Origin of the sequence: Kitasatospora sp. NPDC101155, assembly GCF_044768305.1 — a bacterium.
Lineage (GTDB): Bacteria > Actinomycetota > Actinomycetes > Streptomycetales > Streptomycetaceae > Kitasatospora.
The window spans coordinates 97,269-123,717 of the sequence record NZ_JBIWPN010000013.1; the positions used below are offsets into that span (position 1 = coordinate 97,269).

21 protein-coding genes are annotated in these 26,449 nt (G+C 72.9%); 14 read left to right on the forward strand and 7 right to left on the reverse strand.

The window, feature by feature from the left end:
- Positions 1 to 496: 496 nt before the first annotated feature.
- Positions 497 to 1,963 carry an MFS transporter gene (locus ACIRYZ_RS21120; RefSeq protein WP_402946231.1) on the reverse strand — a complete coding sequence of 489 codons (1,467 nt, stop codon included), beginning with the start codon at positions 1,961 to 1,963 and terminating at the stop codon, positions 497 to 499.
- Between the two features lie 110 nt (positions 1,964 to 2,073).
- On the opposite strand from ACIRYZ_RS21120, the gene ACIRYZ_RS21125 reads away from it, so the two are divergent.
- Positions 2,074 to 2,952, forward strand: a complete 879-nt coding sequence (locus ACIRYZ_RS21125) for a helix-turn-helix transcriptional regulator (protein ID WP_402946233.1) — start codon at positions 2,074 to 2,076, stop codon at positions 2,950 to 2,952.
- Positions 2,953 to 2,972: 20 nt separating this feature from the next.
- Here ACIRYZ_RS21125 and ACIRYZ_RS21130 read toward each other — a convergent pair whose 3' ends face one another.
- Positions 2,973 to 3,350, reverse strand: coding sequence for a hypothetical protein (locus tag ACIRYZ_RS21130; RefSeq protein ID WP_402946235.1), 378 nt, complete (start codon positions 3,348 to 3,350; stop codon positions 2,973 to 2,975).
- On the reverse strand, positions 3,347 to 3,901 hold the full coding sequence (locus tag ACIRYZ_RS21135) for a hypothetical protein (RefSeq protein WP_393034475.1): 555 nt from the start codon (positions 3,899 to 3,901) through the stop codon (positions 3,347 to 3,349). The genes ACIRYZ_RS21130 and ACIRYZ_RS21135 overlap by 4 nt, the downstream gene beginning before the upstream one ends.
- A 135-nt stretch (positions 3,902 to 4,036) precedes the next feature.
- Here ACIRYZ_RS21135 and ACIRYZ_RS21140 point away from each other — a divergent pair, with 135 nt between their 5' ends.
- The 7 genes from ACIRYZ_RS21140 to ACIRYZ_RS21170 all read left to right on the forward strand — a co-directional run bounded on the left by ACIRYZ_RS21140 (position 4,037) and on the right by ACIRYZ_RS21170 (position 12,729).
- On the forward strand, positions 4,037 to 5,260 hold the full coding sequence (locus tag ACIRYZ_RS21140) for a histidine kinase (protein WP_402946237.1): 1,224 nt from the start codon (positions 4,037 to 4,039) through the stop codon (positions 5,258 to 5,260).
- Complete coding sequence (locus tag ACIRYZ_RS21145; protein WP_402946239.1) at positions 5,248 to 5,892, forward strand: response regulator; 645 nt, start codon at positions 5,248 to 5,250, stop codon at positions 5,890 to 5,892. The genes ACIRYZ_RS21140 and ACIRYZ_RS21145 overlap by 13 nt, the downstream gene beginning before the upstream one ends.
- 2 nt (positions 5,893 to 5,894) lie before the next feature.
- Positions 5,895 to 6,671, forward strand: coding sequence for a DUF4097 family beta strand repeat-containing protein (locus ACIRYZ_RS21150; protein WP_402946241.1), 777 nt, complete (start codon positions 5,895 to 5,897; stop codon positions 6,669 to 6,671).
- 101 nt (positions 6,672 to 6,772) lie between these two features.
- On the forward strand, positions 6,773 to 7,942 hold the full coding sequence (gene dusB / locus ACIRYZ_RS21155) for a tRNA dihydrouridine synthase DusB (RefSeq protein WP_393034463.1): 1,170 nt from the start codon (positions 6,773 to 6,775) through the stop codon (positions 7,940 to 7,942).
- A gap of 564 nt (positions 7,943 to 8,506) precedes the next feature.
- Positions 8,507 to 11,215 (forward strand): pyruvate, phosphate dikinase, encoded by a 2,709-nt coding sequence (ppdK, locus tag ACIRYZ_RS21160; RefSeq protein WP_402946243.1) that lies wholly within the window; start codon positions 8,507 to 8,509, stop codon positions 11,213 to 11,215.
- 232 nt (positions 11,216 to 11,447) lie between these two features.
- On the forward strand, positions 11,448 to 11,945 hold the full coding sequence (locus ACIRYZ_RS21165; RefSeq protein ID WP_402946245.1) for a ribonuclease: 498 nt from the start codon (positions 11,448 to 11,450) through the stop codon (positions 11,943 to 11,945).
- A gap of 520 nt (positions 11,946 to 12,465) precedes the next feature.
- On the forward strand, positions 12,466 to 12,729 hold the full coding sequence (locus tag ACIRYZ_RS21170; protein WP_402946247.1) for a transcriptional regulator: 264 nt from the start codon (positions 12,466 to 12,468) through the stop codon (positions 12,727 to 12,729).
- A 13-nt stretch (positions 12,730 to 12,742) separates the two neighbouring features.
- Here the strand turns inward: ACIRYZ_RS21170 and ACIRYZ_RS21175 are convergent, their stop codons facing one another.
- Positions 12,743 to 13,738 carry a hypothetical protein gene (locus ACIRYZ_RS21175; RefSeq protein ID WP_402946249.1) on the reverse strand — a complete coding sequence of 332 codons (996 nt, stop codon included), beginning with the start codon at positions 13,736 to 13,738 and terminating at the stop codon, positions 12,743 to 12,745.
- A gap of 109 nt (positions 13,739 to 13,847) precedes the next feature.
- Between ACIRYZ_RS21175 and ACIRYZ_RS21180 the strand changes: the two genes are divergently transcribed.
- Complete coding sequence (locus ACIRYZ_RS21180) at positions 13,848 to 15,113, forward strand: ADP-ribosylglycohydrolase family protein (RefSeq protein ID WP_402946251.1); 1,266 nt, start codon at positions 13,848 to 13,850, stop codon at positions 15,111 to 15,113.
- On the opposite strand, the gene ACIRYZ_RS21185 is transcribed toward ACIRYZ_RS21180, so the two are convergent.
- The gene (locus tag ACIRYZ_RS21185; RefSeq protein ID WP_355669436.1) at positions 15,103 to 15,837 is read right to left on the reverse strand and encodes a GNAT family protein; all 735 of its coding nucleotides are present in this window, start codon (positions 15,835 to 15,837) and stop codon (positions 15,103 to 15,105) included. The genes ACIRYZ_RS21180 and ACIRYZ_RS21185 overlap by 11 nt on opposite strands.
- Positions 15,838 to 16,537: 700 nt before the next feature.
- On the opposite strand from ACIRYZ_RS21185, the gene ACIRYZ_RS21190 reads away from it, so the two are divergent.
- The 5 genes from ACIRYZ_RS21190 (at position 16,538) to ACIRYZ_RS21210 (ending at position 23,418) form a co-directional block, all read left to right on the forward strand.
- Positions 16,538 to 17,482, forward strand: a complete 945-nt coding sequence (locus ACIRYZ_RS21190; protein WP_402946254.1) for a PAC2 family protein — start codon at positions 16,538 to 16,540, stop codon at positions 17,480 to 17,482.
- 183 nt (positions 17,483 to 17,665) lie between these two features.
- Positions 17,666 to 18,667, forward strand: coding sequence for an SGNH/GDSL hydrolase family protein (locus tag ACIRYZ_RS21195; protein ID WP_402946256.1), 1,002 nt, complete (start codon positions 17,666 to 17,668; stop codon positions 18,665 to 18,667).
- Between the two features lie 158 nt (positions 18,668 to 18,825).
- Complete coding sequence (locus tag ACIRYZ_RS21200; RefSeq protein WP_402946258.1) at positions 18,826 to 20,136, forward strand: deoxyguanosinetriphosphate triphosphohydrolase; 1,311 nt, start codon at positions 18,826 to 18,828, stop codon at positions 20,134 to 20,136.
- Between the two features lie 64 nt (positions 20,137 to 20,200).
- A complete protein-coding gene (gene dnaG, locus ACIRYZ_RS21205; RefSeq protein ID WP_402946260.1) occupies positions 20,201 to 22,105 on the forward strand; it encodes a DNA primase in 1,905 nt (634 codons plus the stop codon).
- 137 nt (positions 22,106 to 22,242) lie between these two features.
- Positions 22,243 to 23,418: an RNA polymerase sigma factor gene (locus ACIRYZ_RS21210; protein WP_402946262.1), complete on the forward strand. Its 1,176-nt coding sequence runs from the start codon at positions 22,243 to 22,245 to the stop codon at positions 23,416 to 23,418.
- An 8-nt stretch (positions 23,419 to 23,426) separates the two neighbouring features.
- Here the strand turns inward: ACIRYZ_RS21210 and ACIRYZ_RS21215 are convergent, their stop codons facing one another.
- Together ACIRYZ_RS21215 and ACIRYZ_RS21220 are read right to left on the reverse strand one after the other, a co-directional pair.
- A complete protein-coding gene (locus tag ACIRYZ_RS21215) occupies positions 23,427 to 24,548 on the reverse strand; it encodes a DUF2690 domain-containing protein (RefSeq protein WP_402946264.1) in 1,122 nt (373 codons plus the stop codon).
- A gap of 399 nt (positions 24,549 to 24,947) precedes the next feature.
- On the reverse strand, positions 24,948 to 26,351 hold the full coding sequence (locus ACIRYZ_RS21220) for a glutamate decarboxylase (RefSeq protein WP_402946266.1): 1,404 nt from the start codon (positions 26,349 to 26,351) through the stop codon (positions 24,948 to 24,950).
- Positions 26,352 to 26,449: the final 98 nt, after the last annotated feature.

Below are 26,449 nucleotides of genomic sequence, written 5' to 3' on the forward strand. Positions count from 1 at the left end.
CAGCGCGAAGGTGGGCCGCCAGCCGGCCGCCCCGGCGAGCCCACTTCGCCGACGCCACACCGGAGATGCTCGACACCCTGGAGTCCGAGACGGAGCGGATGACCCGCCGCATCCAGTGCCTGACCCGCAACCGGGACGCCATCCGGGAGTACCTGGACGTGGTCAAGGGCCTCGTCTGAGCGGCGGATCCGCACTCCCCGAACCGCCGCTTGACCCTGACACGTATGTCACGGTTGAAGGCTGTCCCCATGACCGACACGACCGACTCCGTCATCCGTTTCCTGGTGAGCAGTTGCTACTCCCGGATGGCGGCGACGGTGCTCGACGGCGCCGGCCACAACCCGCAGGTCGAGTGTGCCGAGACGGTGCGGGGCCTGGTCGGCGGCTGGCTCGACGACCTCGGCCGGTGGCCGCACACAGAACGGCCTCGCGATCGGTGGAGAACCGATCGCGAGGCCGTGAGCCGTCGCCCGGGGCCCCGGGGGGCCCGCCGGGCTCAGCCGATGGTGCGGGGCAGGCGGGTGGTCAGGTACAGGATGGTGAAGGAGCCGACCAGCTGGATGCCCAGGCACAGGGCGAGCGCCCGGTCCATGCCGAGGGTGGGGGCGAGGGACAGGTAGAGCGTGCCGAGGGTGGCGACGCCGAGGGCGAGGCTGGACTGCTGGCTGGTGGCGAGGACGCCGCTGCCGACACCGGCCCGGGCGGCGGGGACCTTGGAGAGGACGACCCGGAACAGCGGGGTGCCGATCAGGCCCTGCCCGATGCCGGCGAGGGCGACGCCGGGGGCCATCCGCAGCGGGGAGAAGTGCGACCAGTCGGCGAGGATGGTCAGCGCGAGGGTGGCGAGGCCGACGGCCTGGATGACGGCGCCGGCGCTGAGCACCCGGCTGCCCCAGCGGCCGATCAGACGCGGGCCGGCCAGCGAGGCGGAGAAGTAGCCGACGGCCATCGGGACGAGCGCCCAGCCGGCCGCGACCACGCCGAGGTGGAGGCCCTGCTGGATGGCGACCGCGATGTTGAACATGAAGCCGCCGAAGCCCGCGAAGTAGGGGAGTGCGATGCCGAGGCCGCGCCGCATCTCGGGGATCCGCAGCAGGGTCGGCGGCACCAGCGGGGTGTCCCCGCGCTGCTCGGCGCGGCGCTCGACCAGGGCGAAGGCGACGGCCAGCACCGGGAACAGGGCGAGCAGCAGCCAGGACCAGAGCGGCCAGCCGGCCGCGCGGCCCTCCATCAGCGGGATGAGCAGGGCCAGCAGGGTCGCGGTGAGCAGAACGGTGCCGGGCACGTCGACCCGGGCGGCCTGGGTGGCCTTGCTCTCCGGCACGTACCGGACGGCCAGCACCACGGCGAGCAGCGCGAACGGCACGTTCACCAGGAAGACCGACCGCCAGCCGGTGCCGAACAGGTCGGCGGCGACCAGCATCCCGCCGAGCACCTGCCCGATCACCACGGATATCCCGCCGACGGCGCCGTAGATGCTGAGCGCGCGGCCGCGCCGGGCACCGTCGGTGGCGGCGGTGATGGTGCCGAGCACCTGGGGGATCAGCAGCGCGGACGAGGCGCCCTGGGCGGCCCGGGCGGCGACCAGCGACCACGCGTCGGGGGCGAGGCCGCAGGCCAGCGAGGTGAGCGCGAAGGCGGCGGCGCCGGCGACGAAGAGCCGGCGGCGGCCGAAGATGTCGCCGAGCCGCCCGCCGAGCACGAGCAGGACGGCGAAGGCGATGCCGTAGCCGGCCGCGACCAGCTCCAGGACGGCGGGTCCGGCGGCCAAGTCCTTGTCGATGGTGGGCAGGGCGACGTTGACGATGAAGAAGTCGAGCATCGGGAGGAAGGCCCCGAGCAGGACGGTGACCAGTCCGGCGGTGCCGAGGGAGGGCCCTGCGGTGCCTGACGACGAGGTGTGGGGGGCGGCTGCGGGGGCGGTCCGGTGCGAGGCCGGGGCGACGGCGAGTGGTTGAGTCACGGGTCATACGATCCGCCTCGCCGTACCCTGGTACCAGAGTGTGGTTATCCAGGTATAAGAAGTACCTGGCAACAGGATGCGGACTGCCGCATGCTGGGACCATGAGCCTGATGACCCCCGTTGCGCAAGCCCGTCCCGGCTCGGCCGCGCCGCACCGCAGCACCTCCGGTGACGCCCGTCGGCACGACCTGGCGGCGTTCCTGCGCAGCCGCCGGGAGCGCATCGCACCCGAACAGGTGGGCCTGCCGATGACCGGCCGCCGCCGCACCCCGGGGCTGCGCCGTGAGGAGGTCGCGCAGCTCGCCGCCGTGGGGGTGACCTGGTACACGTGGCTGGAGCAGGGCCGGGACATCCAGGTGTCCACCCAGGTGCTGGACGCGGTGGCCCGGGCGCTGCTGCTGGACCCGAGCGAGCGGGCGCACCTGTTCACCCTGGCCGGCGCGGAGGACCCGGCGCCGATCCAGGACTGCCCCTCGGTGACCCCGAGCGTCCGGCTGGTGCTGGACCAGCTGGCGCCGTACCCGGCCGTGGTGCTCAACGCCCGCTACGACGTGCTGGCGTACAACGCGCAGTACACCGGCTTCGTCGGCAGGCTGGACGAGCTGCCGCCCGAGGACCGGAACCTGATGTGGCTGGCGTTCACCGACTCGCACTTCCGTCAGGTCCTGATCGACTACCGGACCGAGCGCCTCGGCATGGTGGCCCGGTTCCGCGCCGCGATGGCCGACCACTCCGCCGGACCGGCCTGGAAGGCGCTGCTGGCCCGGGTGCGCAAGGCGTCGCCGGACTTCGAGGAGGAGTGGCAGCGGCACGAGGTGATGCGGCCGAGCAACGGGATCAAGCGCTTCCAGGTGCCGGGCGTGGGCCTGCTGCGCTGCGAGTACACCAACTTCTGGCTCAGCCCCCGGCTCGGGACCCGCATCGTCAGCTACACCCCGCTGGACGAGGAGACCCGGTCGCTGATGGACAAGCTGCCGACGAGCCTCTAGGCCTCTTGGCGGGTCGCCCGCTAGCCGCGTATCGCCTCCCGCCCGAGCAGCAGGCACACCGCCGCCAGCGGCAGTTCGACGCAGAACGCCATCACCAGCGCGGCCAGCACCGCGTGCCCCGGCCCGGCGAAGGCGATGTCCACCAGCGCGTCCCCGGCGAGCAGCAGGGCCACCGCCGCGCCCGCCCACAGCGCGGCGGGGCTGCACCGGAGCAGCAGCGCGTCCAGCGACAGCAGGCCGGCGAACTCCAGCAGGTCGAGCACCGCCCACGGGGTCTCGTGGTTGACGGCCAGGATCATCAGCCAGGGCAGCAGCGCGACGGCCGCCAGCCGCGGCGCCTGCCGCAAGCGCTCCGGCAGGACGTACGCCGGGGCGCCCGAGACGACGGCGATGGTCATGCCGCACCCCCGACCACCGCGACCTGACGCTCCCGCACCCGCTCCAGCGGCAGCCGCTCGGCCGGCCCGCCGGCCGGGTGCTCGACCAGCACCGCGTCGAACGGCCCCTCGGCCCAGGCGAGCCAGAAGCTCCCGGCCACCGTGACCACCTGGGCCGCCGAAGCCGTCCGGAACGAACGGGCCGTACGGAACAGCCGCCGCCCGCCGGTGAACAGCACCGAGGGTGCCGCGCCGTCGGCCGGCAGCCGACCCCAGGCGAGCACGTGCGAGCGGTTCCCGGCGGCCGGGCTGCGCCGGGCGCCGCGCACCAGCTGCGGCGTGAGCCGGGCGGCGACCAGGACGTCGGCCAACTCACCGTACTGGTAGAGCTCCAGCGCGGCCCGGCCGCGGCCGGACCCGACGCTGCGGACCGACCAGGGCCCGGCCCCGGTCGGCAGCGTCCCCTCCGGCCCCGACGCCGGGTGGAGCGCGCCCCCGGGAACACCCCCGTGGTTCCCGGGGACGGGCCGCCCGTGCGGCGGAGTGGCGGAGTGCGATGCAGTGCTCGTCATGCCCCCAAGCTTTCCGCCCCGAGGGGCCTCCTGTCGGTGGTGCCCCACACCGAATCGGGGGTGTACCTAGCTACACCCCCACCGGGCACCCCCCTTCATGGCGGCTCTTGATCACCGGGCCCTACGCTGTCCGCCATGCCCTCCACCACGTTGCGCCGAGCGCTCGTCAGGAGCCTCCGCCGCCCGCCGTGGTCGGCCGGGGCCTGGCGGGACACCCGCTTCATAGCGGCCGGAATACCCGTGGCCGTGCCGGTCTGGCTGGCCGTCACCGAGTCCGACCTGCTCTTCCCGACCCTCGGGGTCGTGCTGCTGTGCGTCCGTCCGCTGTCCGCCCTCCAGCGCAGCCGGCTGCGCGCCCTGCACGGGGTGGAGGTGGCGCCGCCGCGCCCCGGCGACGGGCCGACCCGGCTGCTGGGCCGACTGCGCCTGGTGCTGACCTGGCGCCAGACCGCCTACCACCTGGTGGTCGGCCCGGTGCTGGCGCTGGGCTCGCTGGCGGTGCTGTACGTCTGGGGCACGGCCCTGGTGCTGGCCACGGTGTCCGGCTGGAGTTGGCTGATGCCCCCGGCCAGCGGGCTGCGGGGAGAGTGGCCCGTTCTGCTCGGATTCACGGTCGGCGGCCTGACGCTGGCGGTCGCGGCCCCCTGGCTGGCGGCGCTGACGGCCTGGCTGGAGGTACGGGCGGCGCGGCTGCTGCTCGGCCCCAACCGGACGGAGCGGCTGGAGCAGCGGGTCGAGGAGATCGCCGAGAGCCGGGCCGGGCTGGTCGACGCGGTGGACGCCGAGCGCCGCCGGATCGAGCGCGACCTGCACGACGGCGCCCAGCAGCGGCTCACCTCCCTCGCGATGAACCTGGGCCTGGCCCGGCGCACCCTCAAGGACGTCCCGCCCGAGGTGATGCAGGTGATCGTGGACGCCCACGAGGAGGCCCAGGCCGCCATCGACGAGCTGCGCGACCTGGTCCGCGGCCTGCACCCGGCGGTCCTGGAGGACCGCGGCCTGGACGCGGCGCTGTCCGGCATCGCCGCCCGCGCCCCGCTGCCGGTGCGCCTGGACGTGGACCTGTCCGCCCCGGTCGCCCCGACCGTCGAGGCGGTCGCCTACTTCACCGTCTCCGAGGCGCTCACCAACGTCGCCAAGCACGCCCGCGCCAAGCAGGTCGAGGTGTCGGTGCGTACGGCCGGCGGCCGACTGCGCCTGGTCATCAGCGACGACGGCGTGGGCGGCGCGGACCCCTCGCGCGGCACCGGGCTCACCGGTCTGCGCAAGCGCGCCGCCTCGGTCGACGGCACGCTGTCCGTTCTCAGCCCCCTCGGGGGGCCCACCACCATCACCGTGGAGTTGCCGTGCGCGCTGTGATCGCCGAGGACTCGGTCCTGCTCAGGGTCGGCCTGGTCAAGGTCCTGGAGGCGGTGGGCTTCGAGGTCGTGGCCGCCGTCGGGGACGCCGTCGAACTGCTGGCCGCCGTCGAGGAGCACCGCCCCGGGGTGGTGGTCGCGGACGTCCGGATGCCCCCGGGCTTCACCGACGAGGGTGTCAAGGCGGCGATGGTGATCCGGCAGCAGTGGCCGGAGGTCGCCGTGCTGCTGCTCTCCCAGTTCGTGGAGGAGCGCTACGCCGCCGACCTGCTGGCCACCAACACCAGCGGCGTCGGCTACCTGCTCAAGCAGCGGGTGGCCAATGTGGACGACTTCGTGGACGCGCTGCAGCGGGTCGCCGAGGGCGGCACCGCGCTGGACCCGGAGGTGGTGGCCCAGCTGCTGCTGCGCCGCCACCGGGACCCGCTGGAGAAGCTGACCCCGCGCGAGCGGGACGTCCTCGCCCTGATGGCGGAGGGCCGCTCCAACGCGGCCATCGCCGCCTCCCTGGTGGTCAGCGACAGCGCGGTGGCCAAGCACATCAACTCGATCTTCACCAAGCTCGACCTGCCGCCGGCCGACGACAGCCACCGCCGGGTGATGGCGGTGCTGCGGTTCCTGGAGGTCGGGTAGCCGTGGGCGTGGTGAAGGCCTGGCGGGTCACCGGGACGATCGCGACGGTCCTGGTGATGCTCGGTGCGGGGCTGCAGACCTGGTCGATGGCGGCGCAGCAGCGGACCAGCACGACCCGGCCGTACGACCGCGAGATCCACCGGGTCCGGCTGGAGACCGGCAGCGCCCAGGTCCGGGTGCACCCGGGCCGGGACGGCCATGTGGTGGTCCACCAGCGGCTGGACTGGCTGGTGCGCAAGCCGGTGGTCTCCGCCACCTTCGCCGACGGCGTGCTCACCGTCGGCGTGCACTGCCGGAAGGTCCTGCCGTTCGCCGACTTCGGCTGCGGCGCCGAGCTCGACCTGGAGGTGCCGGCCGCGACCGAGGTGACCGGGTCGGTCGGCTCCGGCTCGGTCTCCGTGGAGGGCCTGAGCGGTGCCGTGCGGATGGAGCTCACCTCCGGCGAGCTGGTGCTGGTGGACACCTCCGGCGAGGTGTACGCGCACGCCACCTCCGGGCTGGTGCAGGGCACCAACCTGAGCGCGCGGAAGGTGGACGCCGCGACCACCTCGGGCTCGGTGCAGCTGTACTTCGCCAAGGCCCCGTACGACGTGAACGCCGTGGCGACCTCCGGCTCGGTGACGATGAGCCTGCCGAAGGAGAGCCGCTACGCCTTCACCGGCGAGATCGGCAGCGGCAGCGGAGGGATCGACCCGCTGCTGGCGGACTCCGCCAGCCCGAACCGGATCCACGCCGCGGTCTCCTCGGGCTCGGTCTCGATCTATCCGGCGCCGCAGTAGCGGTGCGCCTTCCACAGGCGCCCCGCTCCATACGGAGGAAGCCGCTCACCCGGGTGGGGGAGAATGAAGAGTCCCGTCCCCCTACCCGAGGTCAGCCGCGCATGACAGCCACGCCCGCACCCACCGCGCCCGAGACCGAGTTCGCGCCGCTGGACATCGGCCCGATCCGGGTGTGGCCGCCCGTCGTGCTGGCACCGATGGCCGGCATCACCAACGCGCCGTTCCGTACCCTGTGCCGCGAGCAGAGCGGCGGCAAGGGCCTGTACGTCTCGGAGATGATCACCACCCGGGCGCTGGTCGAGCGCAACGCCAAGACCATGCAGCTGATCAAGTTCGACCCGAGCGAGAAGCCGCGTTCGATCCAGCTGTACGGGGTGGATCCGGTGACCGTCGGCAAGGCCGCCCGGATGATCTCGGACGAGGGCCTGGCCGACCACATCGACCTCAACTTCGGCTGCCCCGTCCCCAAGGTCACCCGCAAGGGCGGCGGCTCGGCGCTGCCGTACAAGCGCAACCTGCTGCGCGAGATCCTGCGCGAGGCGGTGGCCAACGCGGGCGACCTGCCGGTGACCATGAAGATGCGCAAGGGCATCGACGACGACCACCTGACCTATCTGGACGCCGGCCGGATCGGTGCCGAGGAGGGCGTGGCCGCGATCGCCCTGCACGGGCGCACCGCCGCCCAGCACTACGGCGGGACAGCCGACTGGTCGGCGATCGCCCGGCTGCGCGAGTCCGTCCCGGCGCACATCCCGGTGCTGGGCAACGGGGACATCTGGTCGGCCGACGACGCGCTGCGGATGATGCGCGAGACCGGCTGCGACGGCGTCGTGGTCGGCCGCGGCTGCCTGGGCCGGCCGTGGCTGTTCAAGGACCTGGTCTCGATCTTCGAGGGGGACGTGGACTACGCCCGCCCCGACTTCGGCTATGTGGCCCGGGCGATGGTGCGCCACGCCCAGCTGCTCGGCGAGTGGCTGGGGGACGAGGCGCGCGGCGTGATCGACTTCCGCAAGCACGTCGCCTGGTACACCAAGGGCTTCTCGGTCGGCTCGGAGTTGCGGGTGAAGCTCGCCAACGCCTCCTCGCTGGCCGATCTGGCCGAAACGCTGGCCCAGGTGGAGCAGACCCAGTCCTGGCCGATCGGCGCGGACGGCCCGCGCGGGCGCACCAGCGGCAACAACCGGGTGGTCCTGCCGGAGAACTGGTTGGACGATCCGTACGACTGCGCCCGGCCGGGCGCGGACGCCGAATCGGACACCTCTGGCGGATGATCTGTCCGTAGTGGCGAGATGGGCCCCCTCGGCCCGGTCGCCAGTCGGTCCTGGCCCTCTTGTCCATTCTGGACAGGAGGGCTCCTTTTTGGCGCTCCGATGTCACGGAGCGAGCACATTCCTGGACGGGGTGCGACGATCGGCGGAGCTGGTCTACGCTCGACCGGCGAGATGCGCTGGTGACGCTTGCCACACGGAGTTGCGACTGACGGCCGGTCGGTGGACGAAATGGACAGGTCGGCGGTGGATCGCTTCCCGAAGCCGATCCGGGCGCGATCGGTCGATCCGGGTGCAGGAAATCAAGCCGGGGCAACGCGACGGACGCACGGCCGCTACCCAGCGTCCGAATCGGGCGATCTTCGGGTTTCGTTGTCTTCAAGACTTGAAGGCTGGCTAGCGTCAGGAGGACGATTTCACCAACAGAGGTGAACGCCTTTATGTGCATTCGATCTAGCGGGTTACCCCTCGGTACCGGCCTCGTGTGGCCTATTCAGGGCAGAGAAGTGCCTTCGAAATGGGTATGTTCTCCGGCGTCAGGGCAACCGCGTACGAGGAGACCGACCCGTGCCGTCCCAGCAGAAGTTTGTTTACTCCTTCACCGAAGGAAACAAGGACCTCAAGGATCTTCTTGGCGGCAAGGGCGCGAACCTGGCCGAGATGACCAACCTGGGCCTCCCCGTCCCCCCGGGGTTCACCATCACCACCGAGGCCTGCAAGGTCTTCCTGGAGACCGGCAGTGAGCCGTCCTCGCTGCACAAGGAGATCAGCGCCCACCTGGAGGCCCTCGAGCAGGAGATGGGCAAGAAGCTCGGCCAGGCCGACAACCCGCTCCTCGTCTCGGTCCGCTCCGGCGCCAAGTTCTCCATGCCCGGCATGATGGACACGGTCCTCAACATCGGCCTCTCCGACTCCTCGGTGGCCGGCCTCGCCGCCCAGTCCGGCAACGAGCGCTTCGCCTGGGACTCCTACCGCCGCCTGGTCCAGATGTTCGGCAAGACCGTGCTGGGCGTCGACGGCGAGCTGTTCGAGGAGGCCCTGGACGAGGCCAAGCACGCCAAGGGCACCGTCAACGACCTGGACCTGGACGCTTCCGACCTCCGGGAACTGGTCGAGGTGTTCAAGGGCATCGTCGAGCGCGAGACCGGCCGGGCCTTCCCGCAGGACCCGCGCGAGCAGATGGACCTCGCCATCCACGCCGTCTTCCACTCCTGGAACGGCGACCGCGCCCGGCTGTACCGCCGCCAGGAGCGCATCCCGAACGACCTCGGCACCGCGGTCAACGTCTGCACCATGGTCTTCGGCAACCTCGGCGAGGACTCCGGCACCGGCGTCGCCTTCACCCGCGACCCCTCCACCGGCGCCCAGGGCGTCTACGGTGACTACCTGTCCAACGCCCAGGGCGAGGACGTCGTCGCCGGCATCCGCAACACCCTGCAGCTGTCCGAGCTGGAGAAGCTCGACAAGAAGTCGTACGACGAGCTGATGGCGATCATGCAGAAGCTCGAGAACCACTACCGCGACCTCTGCGACATCGAGTTCACCATCGAGCGCGGCAAGCTCTGGATGCTGCAGACCCGCGTCGGCAAGCGCACCGCCGCGGCCGCCTTCCGGATCGCCGTCCAGCTGGTCGACCAGGGTCTGATCGACCTGGACGAGGCCCTGATGCGCGTCACCGGCGGCCAGCTGGCCCAGCTGATGTTCCCGCGCTTCGCCCCGACCGCCGAGTCCAAGCAGATCGGCTGGGGCCTCGCCGCCTCGCCGGGCGCCGCGATCGGCAAGGTCGTCTTCGACTCCTACACCGCCGTCAAGTGGTCCCGCTCCGGCGAGAAGGTCATCCTGGTCCGCCGGGAGACCAACCCGGACGACCTGGACGGCATGATCGCCGCCGAGGGCATCCTCACCTCACGCGGTGGCAAGACCTCGCACGCCGCCGTCGTCGCCCGCGGCATGGGCAAGACCTGTGTCTGCGGCGCCGAGGAGCTGGAGGTCGACACCAAGGCCCGCCGCTTCACCACCGCCGACGGCCTGGTGGTCGAGGAGGGTGACATCGTCTCCATCGACGGTGCGTCCGGCAAGGTCTACCTCGGTGAGGTACCCGTGCTGCCGTCCCCCGTGGTCGAGTACTTCGAGGGCACCCTGCACGCCGGCGCCGACGTCCAGGGCGGGCTGGTCCAGGCCGTCCACCGGCTGATGTCGCACGCCGACGGCCGCCGCCGCCTCGCCGTGCGCGCCAACGCCGACAACGCCGAGGACGGCTCGCGCGCCCGCCGCTACGGCGCCCAGGGCATCGGCCTGTGCCGCACCGAGCACATGTTCCTCGGTGAGGAGCGCCGCAAGGAGGTCGAGCACCTGATCCTCGCGGACAACGACAAGGGCCGCGAGCTCGCCCTCTCCACCCTGCTGCCGCTGCAGAAGAGCGACTTCCTGGAGCTCTTCCAGGCGATGGACGGGCTGCCCGTCACCGTCCGCCTGCTCGACCCGCCGCTGCACGAGTTCCTGCCGGACATCACCGAGCTGTCGGTGCGCGTCGCCCTCGCCGAGGCCCGCAAGGACCCGAACGAGAACGACCTGCGCCTGCTCCAGGCGGTGCACAAGCTGCACGAGCAGAACCCGATGCTGGGCCTGCGCGGTGTGCGCCTCGGCCTGGTCATCCCCGGCCTGTTCGGCATGCAGGTCCGCGCCATCGCGGAGGCCGCCGCCGAGCGCAAGCTGGCCGGCGGGGACCCGCGCCCCGAGGTGATGATCCCGCTGGTCGGCACCGTCCAGGAGCTGGAGCTGGTCCGCGACGAGTGCGAGCGGGTGCTCGCCGAGGTCGCCCAGTCCACCGGCGTCCAGCTGGACATCAAGCTCGGCACCATGATCGAGCTGCCGCGCGCCGCGGTGACCGCCGGTCAGATCGCCGAGGCCGCCGAGTTCTTCTCCTTCGGCACCAACGACCTGACCCAGACCGTCTGGGGCTTCTCCCGGGACGACGTGGAGGCCTCGTTCTTCACCGCCTACCTGGAGAAGGGCATCTTCGGGGTCTCCCCGTTCGAGACCATCGACCGCGACGGCGTCGGCTCCCTGGTCAAGCACGCCGTCGAGGCCGGCCGGGCCACCCGCCCGGACCTCAAGCTCGGCGTCTGCGGCGAGCACGGCGGGGACCCGGAGTCGGTCCACTTCTTCCACGAGGTGGGGCTGGACTACGTCTCCTGCTCCCCCTTCCGGATCCCGGTGGCGCGCCTGGAGGCCGGCCGCGCCGCCATCGAGTCGGCGGGCAGCGACTCGCGCTGAGAGGGTAGGCATCCCCTACTCAAGCGCGGGTACGACTGACCGCTCACCCTCCCGTCGGGAGGGCGTACACCGGAGCTCGGCGCAGGAGAACCGGCGTGCGTAACACGGCCGGGCGGGGACGGACAACGGCGTCCGTCCCCGCCCGGCCGTACGTCTGCGCACGGCGCCGTGTGGCCTCGGCCACGTGTGCAGCTCGCCCGGCCGGGCGGCGGCGCCTGCCAAGCTGGACCGCATGACCAGAAGCAAGAGCCCGCTCGTCGTCGTGGCCGTCCTGATCCTGGCGGTCCTCGCCGGAGCCGGCTACCTGCTCGCCGGCAGGGGCGGCAGCAGCCACCCCAAGGCCGCCGCGAGCGCCACCACCGCGGCGAAGCCCTCGGCCCCCAAGCCCACCCCGCCGTCCGGCGGCACCCCGGCCCCGAGCGGCAGCTGGGTGCCCGCCGACCCGGCGCTGGCCGACGTCTGCCGCACCAAGCTGCCCAGTCAGGCCCAGGACACCATCGCCCTGATCGCCAAGAACGGCCCCTACCCGTACAACCGGGACGGCATCGTCTTCGAGAACCGCGAGAGCCGTCTGCCGAAGAAGGCCGGCGACTACTACCACGAGTTCACCGTGGTCACCCCGGGCTCCAACGACCGCGGCACCCGTCGGGTCGTCACCGGCGGCGCCGGCGAGCAGTACTGGTCCCCGGACCACTACGCGACCTTCCAGGAGATCGACCCGCGCTGCTGAGAGTACTTCCGATTCGGAAAGTAGCCGCCGTAATGGAATTACTTTCCCTGCATGTCGATTGGTACGTTGGGTGCGTCCGGCCGACGAAGGTCAAGCCGAACCGGGCGGCGGATCCTGCGACGGCAGGCTAAACACGTTTCCCATACCGGGCCTCGGCCTGGCGTCGCCGGGAGTGGCTCGGAGACGGAAAACGCACGTGGAGCCGTATCAGACCAGGCGCAAGCCGGGCAGTCGGCGATGAAGCGTGAACCGTAGTCGTGTCCGAAAGGCCGCGAACGGACCTTCCGGGCAGAAACGTCCGGAGTGTTGAGGTCCCCTGAGGGCCGACGCAACGGAAGCCATGAGTGACTCCATGTCTGCCAACTGGCTTGCCGTCGAGGCGCTGTACCTGGCCAACTGCGCCAGGGCAGCCGCCTGGCGGCGGGGCGGGGTCCCCCGCTGGAAACGGGCCACCCAATAGTGGGGGCCGACTCAGCGCCCCGCCCTCGATCCGCTGCTCCAGCACGCCACCCGGCTGACCGTGCTCGCCTTCCTCGGCGCCTGCCGCGAGGCCGAGTTCGCCGCCGTCCGGGATCACTGCGAGGTCTCCGACTCCGTCCTCAGCAAGGCCGCCACCGCCCTGGAGGAAGCCGGCTACCTGGTGGTGAAGAAGGGCTACGTCGGCAAGCGCCCGCGCACCTGGCTGGCCGCCACCCGCGAGGGCCGTGCCGCGCTCGCCGCCCATCTCGCCGAACTCCAGCGACTGGTCGCCGCCGCCGAGGCCGCCGGAGCCCAACACACCTGAAATGTCTCTGAGTTCACTGGGCCCGCCGCCAGGTGATGCGGTGGTGCCGGCCGTGGGGGCCGGTGGTGAGCAGGGCGGTCAGTTCGTGCAGCACCGGCGCCGGGTCACGGCGGAGCTGGGTCGGGGTGGTGCGGACCACCGGGAGGCCGGAGGCGGTGAGGCGGTTGGCGCGGGCGAGGCCGCGTTCGTGGTCGGCCGGGCGCAGGTGGTAGGCGCGGGAGTCGATCTCCAGCGCCACGCAGGCGTGCGGCCAGTAGGCGTCCGGGACGGCGAGGAAGCGGCCGTCCAGGAAGAGCACCGGGTTCCAGAGCGGCTCGGGCAGGCCCGCACCGGAAAGCACGTCGCGGGCCTCGCCCTCCACCACCGAGCGGACCCCGGCGGTCAGGTCCTCCACCACCCGGGCCACCTGAGGCAGCGCCAATGCGCCCGTCCGGGCCAGCAACTGGTCCAGCAGCTCGCCGAGTTCACAGTGTCGCCGTTGCACGGCCTCGGCGCACAGCGCCCGGAACCGGCGCGGCCCGGTCTCCCGCGGCGCGAGGTCCGCCAACGCCCGCGCGACCGTGGCACTCCACAGCCCGTCGTCCCGCTCGAAACCGCCCGGCATCACCCCGGTCGCCCGGTGGACCCGGACGAACTCCCGGTCGGCCACCCGGCGTTGACTGGGAATCAGGACATCCACCTCGGCGAGGTCGGCCGGGTGCCCGGCACTCGGCAGCCCGGCGTCGGCCAGCACCGCGAGCCCGGTCAGCAGCACCTCCCCGGGCTGCGGCTCCCGCCCCTTCGGGCTCGCGTACGCCAGCGCGGCCCGCAGTTTCTGATGAACCGTCAATCGTCCGCTCTGCAGGCAGATCACCCGCGGCAGCACCTGCTGCCACGGCCCGCCCGGCCGCAGCCGGTGGGCGATCGTGCCGGAGGGCATGCCGAGCCGGCGCAACTGCGCCCGGGTGGCGATGTGCTGCTGGTCGGCGCCGAGCAGGGAGACGGGGTCGAGGGGGTTCGCGCGGGTCATGCCCCGGTGCTGCCCGCCCGGATCGGAGGTATGCGAAACATCCCTCGTCGGGGGCGTCGGCGTAACAGTGTTGACGAAACGGCGGTTCAGCGGATCAGCTTGGGCCCACATGATGACCGAATCCCACGGCCCCGCGCTCGACGCGCTCAACGGGCTCTCCGTCGGCGACGCCCTCGGCGCGCAGTTCTTCGTCCCGGAAACCGCCCGGGCCCACCACGCCTCCCGTACCGAACCGCCCGGCCCCTGGCCGTGGACCGACGACACCGAGATGGCCTGCTCGGTGTACGCCGCCCACCGCGAACGCGGCACGATCGACACCTTCGACCTCACCCACGCCTTCGCCCGCCGCCACGACTTCGACCGTGGCTACGGCCCGGCGGCCAACCGGCTGCTGCGGCTGATCCGCGAGGGCGGCGACGCCCAGGCGCTGGCCGCCGAACTCTTCGACGGCCAGGGCTCGTACGGCAACGGCGCCGCGATGCGGGTCGCTCCGCTGGGGGCGGCGTACGCGGATGACCTGGACGAGGTCGTCCGGCTGGCCGTCCGGACGGCGATGATCACCCACACCCACCCGCAGGCCGTGGACGGGGCGATCGCCGTTGCGGTCGCGGCGGCCCTGGCGGTCCGGGCCCGGACCGAGAGCATGACGCCGGAGAGCTTCCTCGGCTGGGTCCGCCACCACACCCCACTGGGCGCCGTCCACGACGGCCTGTCCGAGGCGATCGCCCTGCTCGCCGAGCCGGACCCGCTGGTCGCCGCCAAGGTGCTCGGCAACGGCAGCCGGACCTCCGCCGCCGACACCGTCCCGTACGCCCTGTGGTGCGCCGCCCGACGGCTGACCGACTACCGGGCGGCCCTGTGGGAGGCGATCGCGGCGGGCGGCGACATGGACACCGTGGCTGCGATCACCGGCGGGGTGGTCGCAGCCTACGCCGGTACCGTCGGCATCCCCGCCGCCTGGATGGCTGCCCGCGAACCGCTCCCGGCCTGGGCGTTCCCGGAACCGGGCGGTGTCACCGGCGGCCGGGGCCGCGCGGACATGCTGGTTCCGCGCCGGCATCCCGTCCCCGACGTGGAGTGGACCGACGAGCAGTGGCAGCGCATCCGGGCCGGGAGGCACACGGACGCGCTGGACCACCGCTGGGCGGTGCACACCCACGATGGTTCGGTCAGGATCTGCCGCCCGAAGGACGGCCATCCGGTCTGGGAGGTTGCGGTCACCCGGGTCCGTGGCGGCTGGCGGCCAGTCTCGGTGATTGCCGAGACGAGCCACAACCGTTGGCCGGTGCTGCCCGAGGATCCCCACGGCGCGGCGGTCCTCACCTGGATCCTGAAGACCGCCGCCACCGGTGAACGGTCCCCCCTCAGGCCGTGATCATCAGCTGCCCGGCGCCGCTGCCGCCTTGTCTAAGGCACTCCTGGTTGATCGCCGGATCCGGGGCGCTCGGCGAGGTGGCGGCGGCGATCCGCAGCTCGATGATGTCCCGGACGGCGGGCCACTCGGAGTCCAGGATCGAGTAGAACGCGGTCGAGCGCACCACCCCGTCCAGCCCGCGCGAGTGCGCCCGGCGGACGCCCTCGGAGGTGGCCCCGAGCCGCTCGATCGCGGCCCGCGAGCGCAGGTTGCGGGCGTCCGCCCGCAGCGAGATCCGCTGCACGCCCCAGGTCTCGAAGGCGTGCCGCAGCATCAGCAGCTTGGCCTCGGTGTTGATGCCGGTGCCCTGGGCTCGCGGCGAGAGCCAGGTGTTGCCGATCTCGGCGGCGTCCGGGACGGCCGTCTCCGGATCGCCGAACGGCACGCCGGGCACCGGCGGCCACACCATCGGGCCCTGCCAGTAGTCGAGTTCCAGGAACCGGGTGGAGCCGACCACCCGGCCGTCGGCGACGTTCACCGTCGCGAACGGCAGCGACCGGCCCGCTGCCTGGTCGGCGAGCGCCCGCGCGATGTAGTCGCGGGCGGCTTCCAGGCCGTGCGGGACGGGGGTGAAGGCGTAGGTCGTACGGTCCTCGGCGCCGGCCGTGGCGATGGCCTCGGCATGGTGCGCGGCGAGGGGCTCCAGCCGCACGGTGCGGCCGGTGAGGATGACAGGTACGGGCACGGAACCTTCGGTCCTTCATCGGTCGTAGGGTGCCTCCCGCGCCGGGGTGCGGCACGGGGTGCGGTGGACTGACTTCGCCCCGCTCCGGTTTCCGCCCTCCGGGTACCCGTGTACGCCGGAGGATTCCGGTCGGGCGGGGCGGGGGGCGGCGGCCCGGAACGGGCGGCGCGGGGTGCCGGAACGGACACGGGACCTCGGACCGGTCCGGCGGGAAGTGCGAGGGGACAGTGTGCGTCCGCGAATGGCCGAGAAGGAAACGAGTGCGCGAAGGGAAGCAGGCGGCCAGGTGAAGGCAAGATGCGTCGTGGGTGGCTGCCGGAGCACCGATCCGGGTCGTGATCGACGGCGTTACGGACGACGTGACGACGACGCGACGATGCGAGGCAGCGAGAGGACGATACCCGCCAGAAGGCGGTGCGTCACTTCGCGGCACGCGAATGGCGGCGCGGGCCGCCGCGGCGCGCCCCGGATCGGCCTGCTGAACACCCGTGACCAGGGGCTTTCCCTTCGGGTGCGATCATGGTCCGGAGTGGTCGGCAACGGCCCTCGAGCGAGCCGCCCGCCAGGTCGTCGGCCGGGTTCTCGGCCGGGTCGTCCGACGGACCGTTCGCCGCAGCGGGAATTCCGGCGCCGCCCGGCACGCTGGAGGGGATGAGAGCCGGTCGGATCGGGACGAGCAGAGAACGGGGATGGGTGCGCGGTGCGTGACTTCCAGGCGCTGTACGAGCTGGATCAGCAGGGCGTGGCTGCGGTGGCCGCGGCCACCGCGGAGCTGCGCGACACCGGAGCCGGCCTGGTGCTGCTCCACCACTTCGAGGGCTTCATGGACGCCGGGGAGGCCGGCGGCCAGGTGGTGGCCCACCTGCTGGAGACGGGCTCGCCCCAGGTGGTGGCCCGCTTCGACCACGACCGCCTGGTCGACTACCGGGCCCGCCGCCCCGCGATGGTCTTCGACCGCGACCAGTGGGCGTCCTACGACCCGCCGGAGATCCTGCTCCAGCTGGTCCGCGACGCCGCCGGCGCGCCGTTCCTGCTGCTCAGCGGCCCCGAGCCGGACGTCGAGTGGGAGAGCTTCACGCGCGCCGTCCGCGAGCTGGTGGAACGCTTCGAGGTCCGCCTGGTCCTGGACTTCCACGGCATCCCGATGGGCGTGCCGCACACCCGCCCGGTCGGCCTGACCCCGCACGGCAACCGGCTCGACCTCGCGGCGGGCTACCCGCAGTGGTTCGAGCAGGCGCAGGTCCCGGGCAGCGCCCAGGCCCTGCTGGAGTACCGCCTCGCCGAGGCCGGGCACGACGTGCTGGGCTTCGCGGTGCACGTCCCGCACTACGTGGCCCGCTCGGCCTACCCGGCCGCCGCCGTGCTGATCCTGGAGGCGGTGCAGTCCGCCACCGGCCTGGTGCTGCCCGGCAAGCTGCTGCGCGAGCGGGTCGGCGAGGTCTACGCCGACATCGAGGAGCAGCTGTCCCAGGGGGACGGCGAGTTGCGCTCGGCGATCCGCGGCATGGAGGGCCAGTACGACGCGGTCGCGGGCGCGGAGGGCCGGGAGAGCCTGCTCGCCGAGCCGGTCGACCTGCCCTCGGCGGACGAGCTGGGTCGGCGCTTCGAGGAGTTCCTCGCCGAGCACGAGCGCGGCGCGGAGTAGGCGGCGCGGGGTAACCGGCGCGGCGCGGTTCGGGCCTGCCGGGAGTCATCCGGCGGGCCCGTACGTTGGACCCCGGGGTGCCCGGGGTGCCCGGGGTGCCCGGGGTGCCCGGGGTGCCCGGGGTGCCCGGGGGACGGGCCGCCGTACGGAGCCGCCCGCCACTCGTACCCCCGGAGGGACGCCATGCCGAGGACCACACGCCCGACCGTCGCCGTGACGGCTGGGGTGGCCGCCCTGCTGCTGGCCGGGTGCGGCGGCGGGGGCGGTTCGGACGCTTCGACGCCGGGCTTCGCGGGCGCGCTGCCCGGCCGGCCGGCCGCCGAGGCGACCCCGACACCCACGCCGACCCCCACCCCGACACCCACCGGCCCGTACGTGGCGCTCGGCGACTCGTACACGGCGGGCATGAAGATCGCCCCGCAGGTCGGCGAGCCCAGCGGGTGCTCCCGCTCCGGGGCCAACTACCCCGCCCTGGTGGCGAAGGCGCTCGACCTGCCGCCCGCGCAGTTCCGGGACGTCAGCTGCAGCGGCGCCCGCACCGGGGACCTGCGGGCCCCGCAGACGACCGACGGCGGGCCCAACCCGGCCCAGCTGGATGCGCTGACCCCGGCCACCCGGCTGGTCACCGTCGGGATCGGCGGCAACGACGCGGGCTTCATGCAGGTCGTCACCGAGTGCGCCAAGGACAACCTGGTGGGCGCGGTGAAGGGCCTGGTCAGCGACGACCGGGCGGACGCGCCCTGCCGGGAGCACTACTCCACCGGCGGCGGCGACCAGCTGCAGGCCCGGGTGGACGCGACCGGCGAGCAGGTCTCCCAGATCCTCCAGGAGATCCGGCGGCGCTCCCCGCAGGCCCGGGTCTACGTGGTCGGCTACCCGGCGCTGTTCCCGGCCGACCCGACGAGCTGCTTGCCGGTGCTCGGCAGGACGGTCGCGCCGGCGGACCTGGGCTTCCTGGCGGAGAAGGAGCAGCAGCTCAACGGGATGCTCAGGAAGCGCGCGGAGGCCGCCGGGGCGGTCTTCGTGGACATCGCGGGCCCCTCGGCCGGGCACGACATGTGCGCGGGGGAGGACGCCCGCTGGATCGAGCCGCCCTTCCCGGCCCGGGGACTGGCGCCGGTGCACCCCAACGCCAAGGGGCAGGAGGCGGCGGCCGCCGCGGTGCTGAAGGCCGTCCGGGGCTGAGCGCGCCCCGGGGAGCGGCGCGGGGACCGGGCCGTCCGGGTGCGAGCGGTCAGCGGGGAGGGACACCGGCGCGCCGCCCACCATTCACGCCCTGGCCCGCGCCCCTTCGCGCGCGGCACACCCCGCGTGTCGGAGGCGCGGCGTACCGTGACATGCATATGGATGACACCACGCACCGCCTCGCCGCCCCGCTCCCGTACGACCACGCCGCCGAGGCCCGCTGGGTCCCCGAACCGGACAAACGCCCCGGCCGTACGGCGTTCCAGCGCGACCGCGCCCGGGTGCTGCACTCGGCGGCGCTGCGCCGGCTGGCCGGCACCACCCAGGTGGTCGCCCCGATGCGCAGTGACTTCCCGCGCACCCGGCTCACCCACTCGCTCGAATGCGCCCAGGTCGGCCGGGAGTTGGGCGCGGCCCTGGGCTGCGACCCGGACCTGGTGGAGACCGGCTGCCTGGCCCACGACATCGGCCACCCGCCCTTCGGCCACACCGGCGAGGAGGCCCTCGACCAGGCCGCCGAGGCCTGCGGCGGATTCGAGGGCAACGCCCAGTCGCTGCGCATCCTCACCCGGCTCGAACCCAAGCGCTTCGCGCCCCAGGAGGAGCAGCCCGCCGCCCGGCTCGCCCCCTGGCCCGGCCGCAGCGTCGGCCTCAACCTGACCCGGGCCGCCCTGGACGCCGCCACCAAGTACCCGTGGACCAAGGGCGCCCACCCCACCGACCCGGCCTCGCCCAAGTACGGCGTCTACGCCGACGACCTGCCGGTCTTCCGCTGGCTGCGGGCCGGCTCCCCGGCCGGGCGCAAGTGCTTCGAGGCCACCGTGATGGACTGGTCCGACGATGTGGCCTACTCCACCCACGACGTCGAGGACGGCCTCCAGGCCGGCCACATCGACCCGGCCGCGCTGCGCGCCCCGAGCGAGCGCGCCGAGCTGTTCAAGGTCGCCGAGCGCTACGCCCCGGACGCCGAGCCGGAGGAACTGGCCGCCGCCCTGGACCGGCTGCTCGCCCAGGACTGGTGGCCGCGCAGCTACGACGGCACCGCGCGCGCCCGGGCCGGGCTCAAGGACCTCACCAGCCAGCTGATCGGCCGTTTCTGCCTGGCCGCCGAGCAGGCCACCCGCGCCCGCTACGGCCCGGGCCGGCTCACCCGCTACACCGCCGAGCTGGTGGTGCCCAGGGGCGTCCGGCTGGAGTGCGCGGTGCTCAAGGCGGTCGCCGTCCGCTTCGTCATGCAGCGCGACGAGCAGGCCCAGCTGCGGGCCCGTCAGCGGATCGTGATCGCCGAGCTGGCGTACGTGCTCACCCAGCGGGCCCCCGAGGGGCTGGACCCGGTCTTCGCCGCGATGTACCGCGAGGCCGAGGACGACCGCGCCGCGCTGCGCACGGTCGTCGACCAGATCGCCACCCTGACGGACGCCTCGGCCCTCGCCCTGCACGCCAGACTCGTCGGCGCCGCCTGGTCGTGAGCGCGGAACGGGCACCGGCCCGTACCACGGCTCGAAACCCCGGCCACCCCAGTAGACTTCCGGGGTGGCCGGGCGGATCAGGGACGAAGACGTACAGGCGGTGCGCAGCGCACTGCCGATCGACGCGGTGGTCGGCGACTACGTACAGCTGACCAACGGTGGCGGCGGCGAGTACAAGGGCGTTTGCCCCTTCCACGACGAGAAGTCCGCCTCCTTCTACGTGAACCCCGCCAAGGGTGTCTTCCACTGCTTCGGCTGCCAGGAGAACGGCGACACCATCGCCTTCCTGATGAAGATCGAGCACTTCACCTTCGCCGAGGCCGTCGAGCGGATGGCCGCCCAGGCCGGCATCACCCTGCGCTACGAGGAGGGCGGCTACAGCCCCCGCCACCAGCAGGGCGAGCGGACCCGGCTGGTCGAGGCGCACAAGGTGGCCGCCGCCTACTACCAGGAGCAGTTGGCCTCGTCGGAGGCGGAGATCGGCCGCCGCTTCCTGGCCGAGCGCGGTTTCGACGAGGAGGCCGCGAAGGCCTTCGGCGTCGGCTACGCCCCCGTGGGGTGGGAGCACCTGGTCCGTTTCCTGCGCGGCAAGGGCTTCACCGACAAGGAGATCCTGCTCGGCGGCCTGGCCTCGCAGGGCCAGCGCGGCGGCCTGATCGATCGCTTCCGGGGCCGGCTGGTCTGGCCGATCCGGGACATCGCGGGCGAGGTGGTCGGTTTCGGCGCCCGCCGGCTGCGCGAGGACGACAACGGCCCGAAGTACCTGAACACCCCCGAGACGCCGATCTACAAGAAGTCCCACGTGCTGTACGGCATCGACCTGGCGAAGAAGGAGATCGCCAAGTCGGGCCGCGCGGTGGTGGTCGAGGGCTACACCGACGTGATGGCCTGCCACCTGGCCGGGGTGACCTCGGCGGTGGCCACCTGCGGTACCGCCTTCGCCGAGGACCACATCAAGATCATCCGCCGGCTGTTGATGGACACCTCGCAGTACCGGGGTGAGACGGTCTTCACCTTCGACGGCGACGCGGCCGGCCAGAAGGCCGCCCTGCGGGCCTTCGAGGACGACCAGAAGTTCGCCGCCAAGACCTCCATCGCGGTCAGCCCGGGCGGCATGGACCCCTGTGAGCTGCGCCTGGCCCAGGGCGACGAGGCGGTCAAGCAGCTGATCGACAACCCGGTCCCGCTGTTCGAGTTCGCGCTGAACTCGGTGGTGGCCCGGCACCGGGTGGACACCCCGGAGGGGCGTTCGGCGGCGCTGGAGGAGGCGGCCCCGATCGTCGCCAAAATCAAGGACCGCTCGATCCAGCACGAGTACGCCGTCCGCCTGGCCGGCATGCTCGGCATCCTGGACGAGCCCTTCGTGGTCCGCCGGGTCTCGCAGCTGGCCCGCTGGGACCGCGAGCGCCAGCAGAACCCGCGCGGCGCGGGCGCCCGCCGCCCCGAGCCGGTCCAGCCGCAGCGTCCCGCGCAGCCCGCCTTCCGGCTCAATCCGCGCGACCCGGCCCAGTTCGTCGAGCGCGAGCTGCTCAAGCTGGCGCTCCAGCACCCGGACCTGGTCAGCCCGGCCTTCGACCACTACGGCGACGACGAGTTCCCGACCCCGCCGTACACCGCCGTCCGGCAGGCCATCGCCAAGGCCGGCGGCGCCGCGTACGGGGCGACCCTGCCCGACTTCACCGGTGCGGTGCGCGAGGCCTCCCCGGACGACCGGGTGCGCTCGCTGGTGACCGAGCTGACCGTCGAGCCGGTGCGTTCGCGCCGCAAGGCGGACGCGGTCTACGCGGGTGAGTTCCTGGTCAAGCTGCGTCTGCTCGCGGTGGACCGGCGGGTCAACGAGGTCCGCGCCTACCTCCAGCGGCTCGGCCACCGGGCCGACGCCGAGCAGCTGCACGCGGTGCAGACCGAGCTGTGGCAGCTCCAGCAGTACGGGCAGCAGCTCCGCAGCCGGGGCGCGGCGGCGCTGTAGGCGCCGCTGTTCCATCAGCCCGTCGCGCAGAAAGTCGGCGCACGAGTCTCGGCCACGGAGCGTGGCGTACCGCACACTGGAGGGCGTCCCACCTCCGTACAGCGCGGGTCCGCCAGAGTCGCGCCCGCCCCGAGGGGATGCCCGTGGACCAAGGCCTTGCCGCAGCGACCACCGCCAGTAGACGAACCGAACCAGCGGAACCCGCCGAACCGGCCGGGGAGCAGGAGACGGACCACGGCCGGGCCGGGGCGGCGCCCCCGGACGGCGCCCGGGTCCCCGCCCAGGGCCTGCCGGAGGGGCACCCCGACAGCCCGGACGCCGACATCGAGTCCGCCGACGAATCCGCCGACGAGGACGAGCCCCCGGAACCCCCCGAGCCCCCCGAACCCGCCGAGGGCGGCGGCCCGGCTGCCGACCTGCTGCGCCAGTACCTGCGCGAAATCGGCCGGATCCGGCTCCTCACCGGGCCTGAGGAAGTCGAACTGGCCCGCCGGATCGAGGCCGGGCTGTTCGCCGAGGAGCACCTGAACGGCGACCCGCCGCCGCCCGACCCGCTGGCCGGCGAGCTGGACACCCTGGTGGTCCTCGGCCGGATCGCCAAGCGCCGTCTGATCGAGGCGAACCTGCGCCTGGTGGTGTCCGTCGCCAAACGCTACGTCGGCCGCGGGCTGACCCTGCTGGACCTGATCCAGGAGGGCAACCTCGGCCTGATCCGGGCGGTGGAGAAGTTCGACTACGCCCGCGGCTTCAAGTTCTCCACATACGCGACCTGGTGGATCCGGCAGGCGATGAGCCGGGCGCTGGCGGACCAGGCCCGGACGATCCGGGTGCCGGTGCACGTGGTCGAGCTGATCAACCGGGTCGTCCGGGTCCAGCGCGCGCTGTTGCAGGAACGCGGCCTGGAACCGACCGCGGCCGACATCGGCACGGCCCTGGAGCTCACCGAGGAACGGGTGCGCGAGCTGCTCCGGCTGGCCCAGGAGCCGATCTCGCTGCACACGCCGGTCGGCGAGGAGGACGACGTCGCGCTCGGGGACCTGATCGAGGACGCCGACGCCGCCTCGCCCGCCGAGTCCGCGACCTTCCTGCTGCTGCGCCAGCACCTGGACGCGGTGCTGGCCACCCTCGGCGAGCGGGAGCGCCAGGTCGTCCAGCTCCGTTACGGGCTGGACGACGGCCGCCCGCGCACGCTGGAGGAGATCGGCGCGGTGTTCGGCGTGACGCGGGAGCGGATCCGCCAGATCGAGTCCAAGACGCTGGTCAAGCTCCGCGACCACGCCTACACCGAGCAGCTGCGCGGCTACCTCGACTAGGCCGGTCCCTAGGGCGTGGACGGAGACGGGGACGGGGAGGTGGACGGGGAGGCGGACGGAGACCCGGACGGGCTCGGCGCGGCCTGGGCCGGGCTCGCCGAGTCGCCGGGCGTCGTCGGGGCCCCGGCGCCCGGGGGCGGTGAGGCGGGGCCGATCGGGATCGGGGTGGCGGCCACCACCGAGGCCAGGTTGACGACGGTCGTGGTGCAGTTGTGCCCGGCCGGCTGGAAGCCGCAGACCTGGAAGCCGACCCCCGGGTCCGCGGCGTTCAGCATCAGCGAGTAGTTGTCGTAGCCCCAGTGGATCAGGGCCGTCTCACTCTCCCCGGTGCTGTCGGTGATCACCGCGTAGTCCTTGGGCTCGCCCTCGGTGATCGCGGCCCAGGCGGCCTGACAGGTCTGGCTGTAGCGGAGGTAGACGACCACCTTGCTGATGACCTGGGTCTGCAGCGTTCGGGCGTCCTTGCCGCAGCCGGTGGCCTTGGGGTCCTTGTGCGCGCAGCCGACGGCCTGGCAGACGGGGTCGGACGGGACGGGCATCGCGCTGGGGACGGCGGGCGGGGTCGGGGCGTCGGCCGCGGAGGCCTGGTCGTGGTGCCGGGTGATCCGCAGGCCGACCAGCACCAGCAGCAGCGCCAGCACCGCCGCGCCCGAGAGCAGCACCGCCGGGCGTCGCCACCAGGCGACGGCGGGGCGGTCGGCCTCCTCGGCGGCGGGTCCACCGGTCAGCAGTTCCTCGGCCGCCGACTCCTCGCCCGTAGCGGCGGTGGCAGCGGTGACGGCCGGAACAGCCACAGGGGCCTCGCCCGGCTCCTCGACGGAAGGCGCGTCAGCGGCCGGCTCCTCGGCGGCGGTCGACTCCTCGGCGGCGGGCTCCACCGCCAGCCGCCACAGCCGCCGGAGCTCCGCCGCGTCGCACTCCACCGCCCCGACCAGCGCCTCCAACGCCTGCTCGGTCACCACCCGCTTGCCGTTCAGCCAGCGCTCCCAGGAGGCCCGGCTGTAGTGGGTCCGGGTGGCCAGTTCGGCCAGTGAGAGCCCGGCGGTGTCCTTGATGGCCCGGAGTTCCTCCGCCAGTCGCCGGGCGGGTCGGGAGAGTTCCTCGGGCAGTTCTTTCCAGGTGGAAGCCAATGCGGCCCTCCAAGGTCGCGAGACGGGTCACGGGGGACAGGGCAGGAAGTGCACGCCCGGCCCGGGCCGTTCGGTGTCTGCCCTTCTCCAACCTCAGCGGCCTGGCGTCTCAAACTCCAGGTCATGGCGTTGAGACGGACGGAAGTGTCTCACAACCCCCCGGAACGCTCGAACAAGCACGTGTTCGTGGTGCACAGTTCTCTGGCCGGTGCGTTTCGCCGCTCCGGCCGCTTCGTTCGGGCCTCGGCCGGTCGGCCGCGGTGGCCCGACACCGAGTCCCGGATACCCCCACCGTTCGGGGCAGCCTCGCGGGGGGAGGCTGCCCCGAACGCCGGGACCCCCGGTGGGAGGGTGCTTCCCGCGCCCTCCCACCGGCCCCTCCGGGTGGCGTCGCCGCCGTTAGTGGTGGAAGCCCTCGCGGACCGGCATCCCGAGCTCCTTGAGTGGGACGGGCTGGCGCCGCAGCTCCGGCAGCAGCCGGTTGAGGTCGGCCAGCAGCAGATCGGCGAGGTCCCGGGAGAAGCCGTTGCGGCAGACCACCCGGAGCACCGAGAGGTCCTCCCGGTCCGCCGGGAAGGTGTACGCGGGCACCTGCCAGCCGCGCTCGCGCAGCCGCCGCGAGACGTCGAAGACGTCGAAGGGCACGTCCTCGGTGGTGGTGAAGGCGAACACCGGTAGCTGGTCGCCGTGGGTCAGCAGCCGGAAGCAGCCCAGCTTCCCGATCTCCCCGGCCAGATAGGTGGCGACCTCCCGGCAGGCGCCCTGGACGGCCTTGAAGCCCTCCCGGCCGAGTCGGAGGAGGATGTAGTACTGCGCCGCGACCTGTGCGCCGGGCCGGGAGAAGTTGAGTGCGAAGGTCGGCATCTCGCCGCCCAGGTAGTTGACCCGGAAGACCAGCTCCTCCGGCAGCGACTCCTGGTCGCGCCACAGCGCCCAGCCGACGCCCGGGTAGACCAGGCCGTACTTGTGCCCGGAGGTGTTGATCGAGGCCACCCGGGGCAGCCGGAAGTCCCAGACCAGCTCCGGGTCGAGGAATGGCGCCACCATGCCGCCGGAGGCGCCGTCCACATGCACCGGGATGTCCAGGCCGGTGCGCTCCCGGAGCTCGTCCAGGGCCGCGCAGATCTCCGCGATCGGCTCGTACGACCCGTCGAAGGTGGAGCCGAGGACGCCGACCACGCCGATGGTGTTCTCGTCGCACAGGGCGACCGCCTGCTCGGCGCCGAGGTGGAAGCGCTCGCCCTCCATCGGCGCGGTGCGGGCCTCGACCTCCCAGAAGGTGCAGAACTTCTCCCAGCACACCTGGACGTTGACGCCCATCACCAGGTTGGGTCGGGCGCCGGCCGCGTAGCGCTCGGGGTTGCGGCGCATCCAGCGGCGCTTGAGCGCCATCCCGGCGAGCATGCAGGCCTCGCTGGAGCCGGTGGTGGAGCAGCCGACCGCGAGGTCCGGGTCGGGGGCGTGCCAGAGGTCGGCGAGGATGGCCACGCAGCGCCGCTCCAGTTCGGCGGTCTGCGGGTACTCGTCCTTGTCGATCATGTTCTTGTCCAGGCACTCGGTCATCAGCCGGGTGGCCTGCACCTCCATCGAGGTGGTGACGAAGGTCGCCAGGTTGAGCTTGGCGCTGCCGTCCAGCATCAGCTCGTCGTGGATCAGCTGGTACGCGGTTTCGGCCGCGACCGGGCCGTCGCCGAGCCGGTGGACGGGCGGGGCGAGCTGCATCGAGCCCAGCGGGTCGGTGATGCCCAGGAACGGACTGACGCTCAGCCGGCGGCCGTTGCCGGCCCCCTTGTGCAAGGCCATGGGATGCTGTCGCCCTTCACGTCGGTGGCCGTGTCCCGACCCACGCTGCCACCGGTCGCCGGGTGACGCATCTTCAGCGACGGACTCCAGCCAACGCT

Coding starts and splice junctions, on each gene's coding strand:
- ACIRYZ_RS21220 (WP_402946266.1), bottom strand. CDS start 26,351: ATGGCCTTGCACAAGGGGGCCGGCAACGGCCGCCGGCTGAGCGTCAGT.
- ACIRYZ_RS21140 (WP_402946237.1), top strand. CDS start 4,037: ATGCCCTCCACCACGTTGCGCCGAGCGCTCGTCAGGAGCCTCCGCCGC.
- ACIRYZ_RS21175 (WP_402946249.1), bottom strand. CDS start 13,738: ATGACCCGCGCGAACCCCCTCGACCCCGTCTCCCTGCTCGGCGCCGAC.
- ACIRYZ_RS21130 (WP_402946235.1), bottom strand. CDS start 3,350: ATGACCATCGCCGTCGTCTCGGGCGCCCCGGCGTACGTCCTGCCGGAG.
- dusB (WP_393034463.1), top strand. CDS start 6,773: ATGACAGCCACGCCCGCACCCACCGCGCCCGAGACCGAGTTCGCGCCG.
- ACIRYZ_RS21135 (WP_393034475.1), bottom strand. CDS start 3,901: ATGACGAGCACTGCATCGCACTCCGCCACTCCGCCGCACGGGCGGCCC.
- ACIRYZ_RS21165 (WP_402946245.1), top strand. CDS start 11,448: ATGACCAGAAGCAAGAGCCCGCTCGTCGTCGTGGCCGTCCTGATCCTG.
- ACIRYZ_RS21195 (WP_402946256.1), top strand. CDS start 17,666: ATGCCGAGGACCACACGCCCGACCGTCGCCGTGACGGCTGGGGTGGCC.
- ACIRYZ_RS21125 (WP_402946233.1), top strand. CDS start 2,074: ATGACCCCCGTTGCGCAAGCCCGTCCCGGCTCGGCCGCGCCGCACCGC.
- ACIRYZ_RS21200 (WP_402946258.1), top strand. CDS start 18,826: ATGGATGACACCACGCACCGCCTCGCCGCCCCGCTCCCGTACGACCAC.
- ACIRYZ_RS21210 (WP_402946262.1), top strand. CDS start 22,243: ATGCCCGTGGACCAAGGCCTTGCCGCAGCGACCACCGCCAGTAGACGA.
- ACIRYZ_RS21180 (WP_402946251.1), top strand. CDS start 13,848: ATGATGACCGAATCCCACGGCCCCGCGCTCGACGCGCTCAACGGGCTC.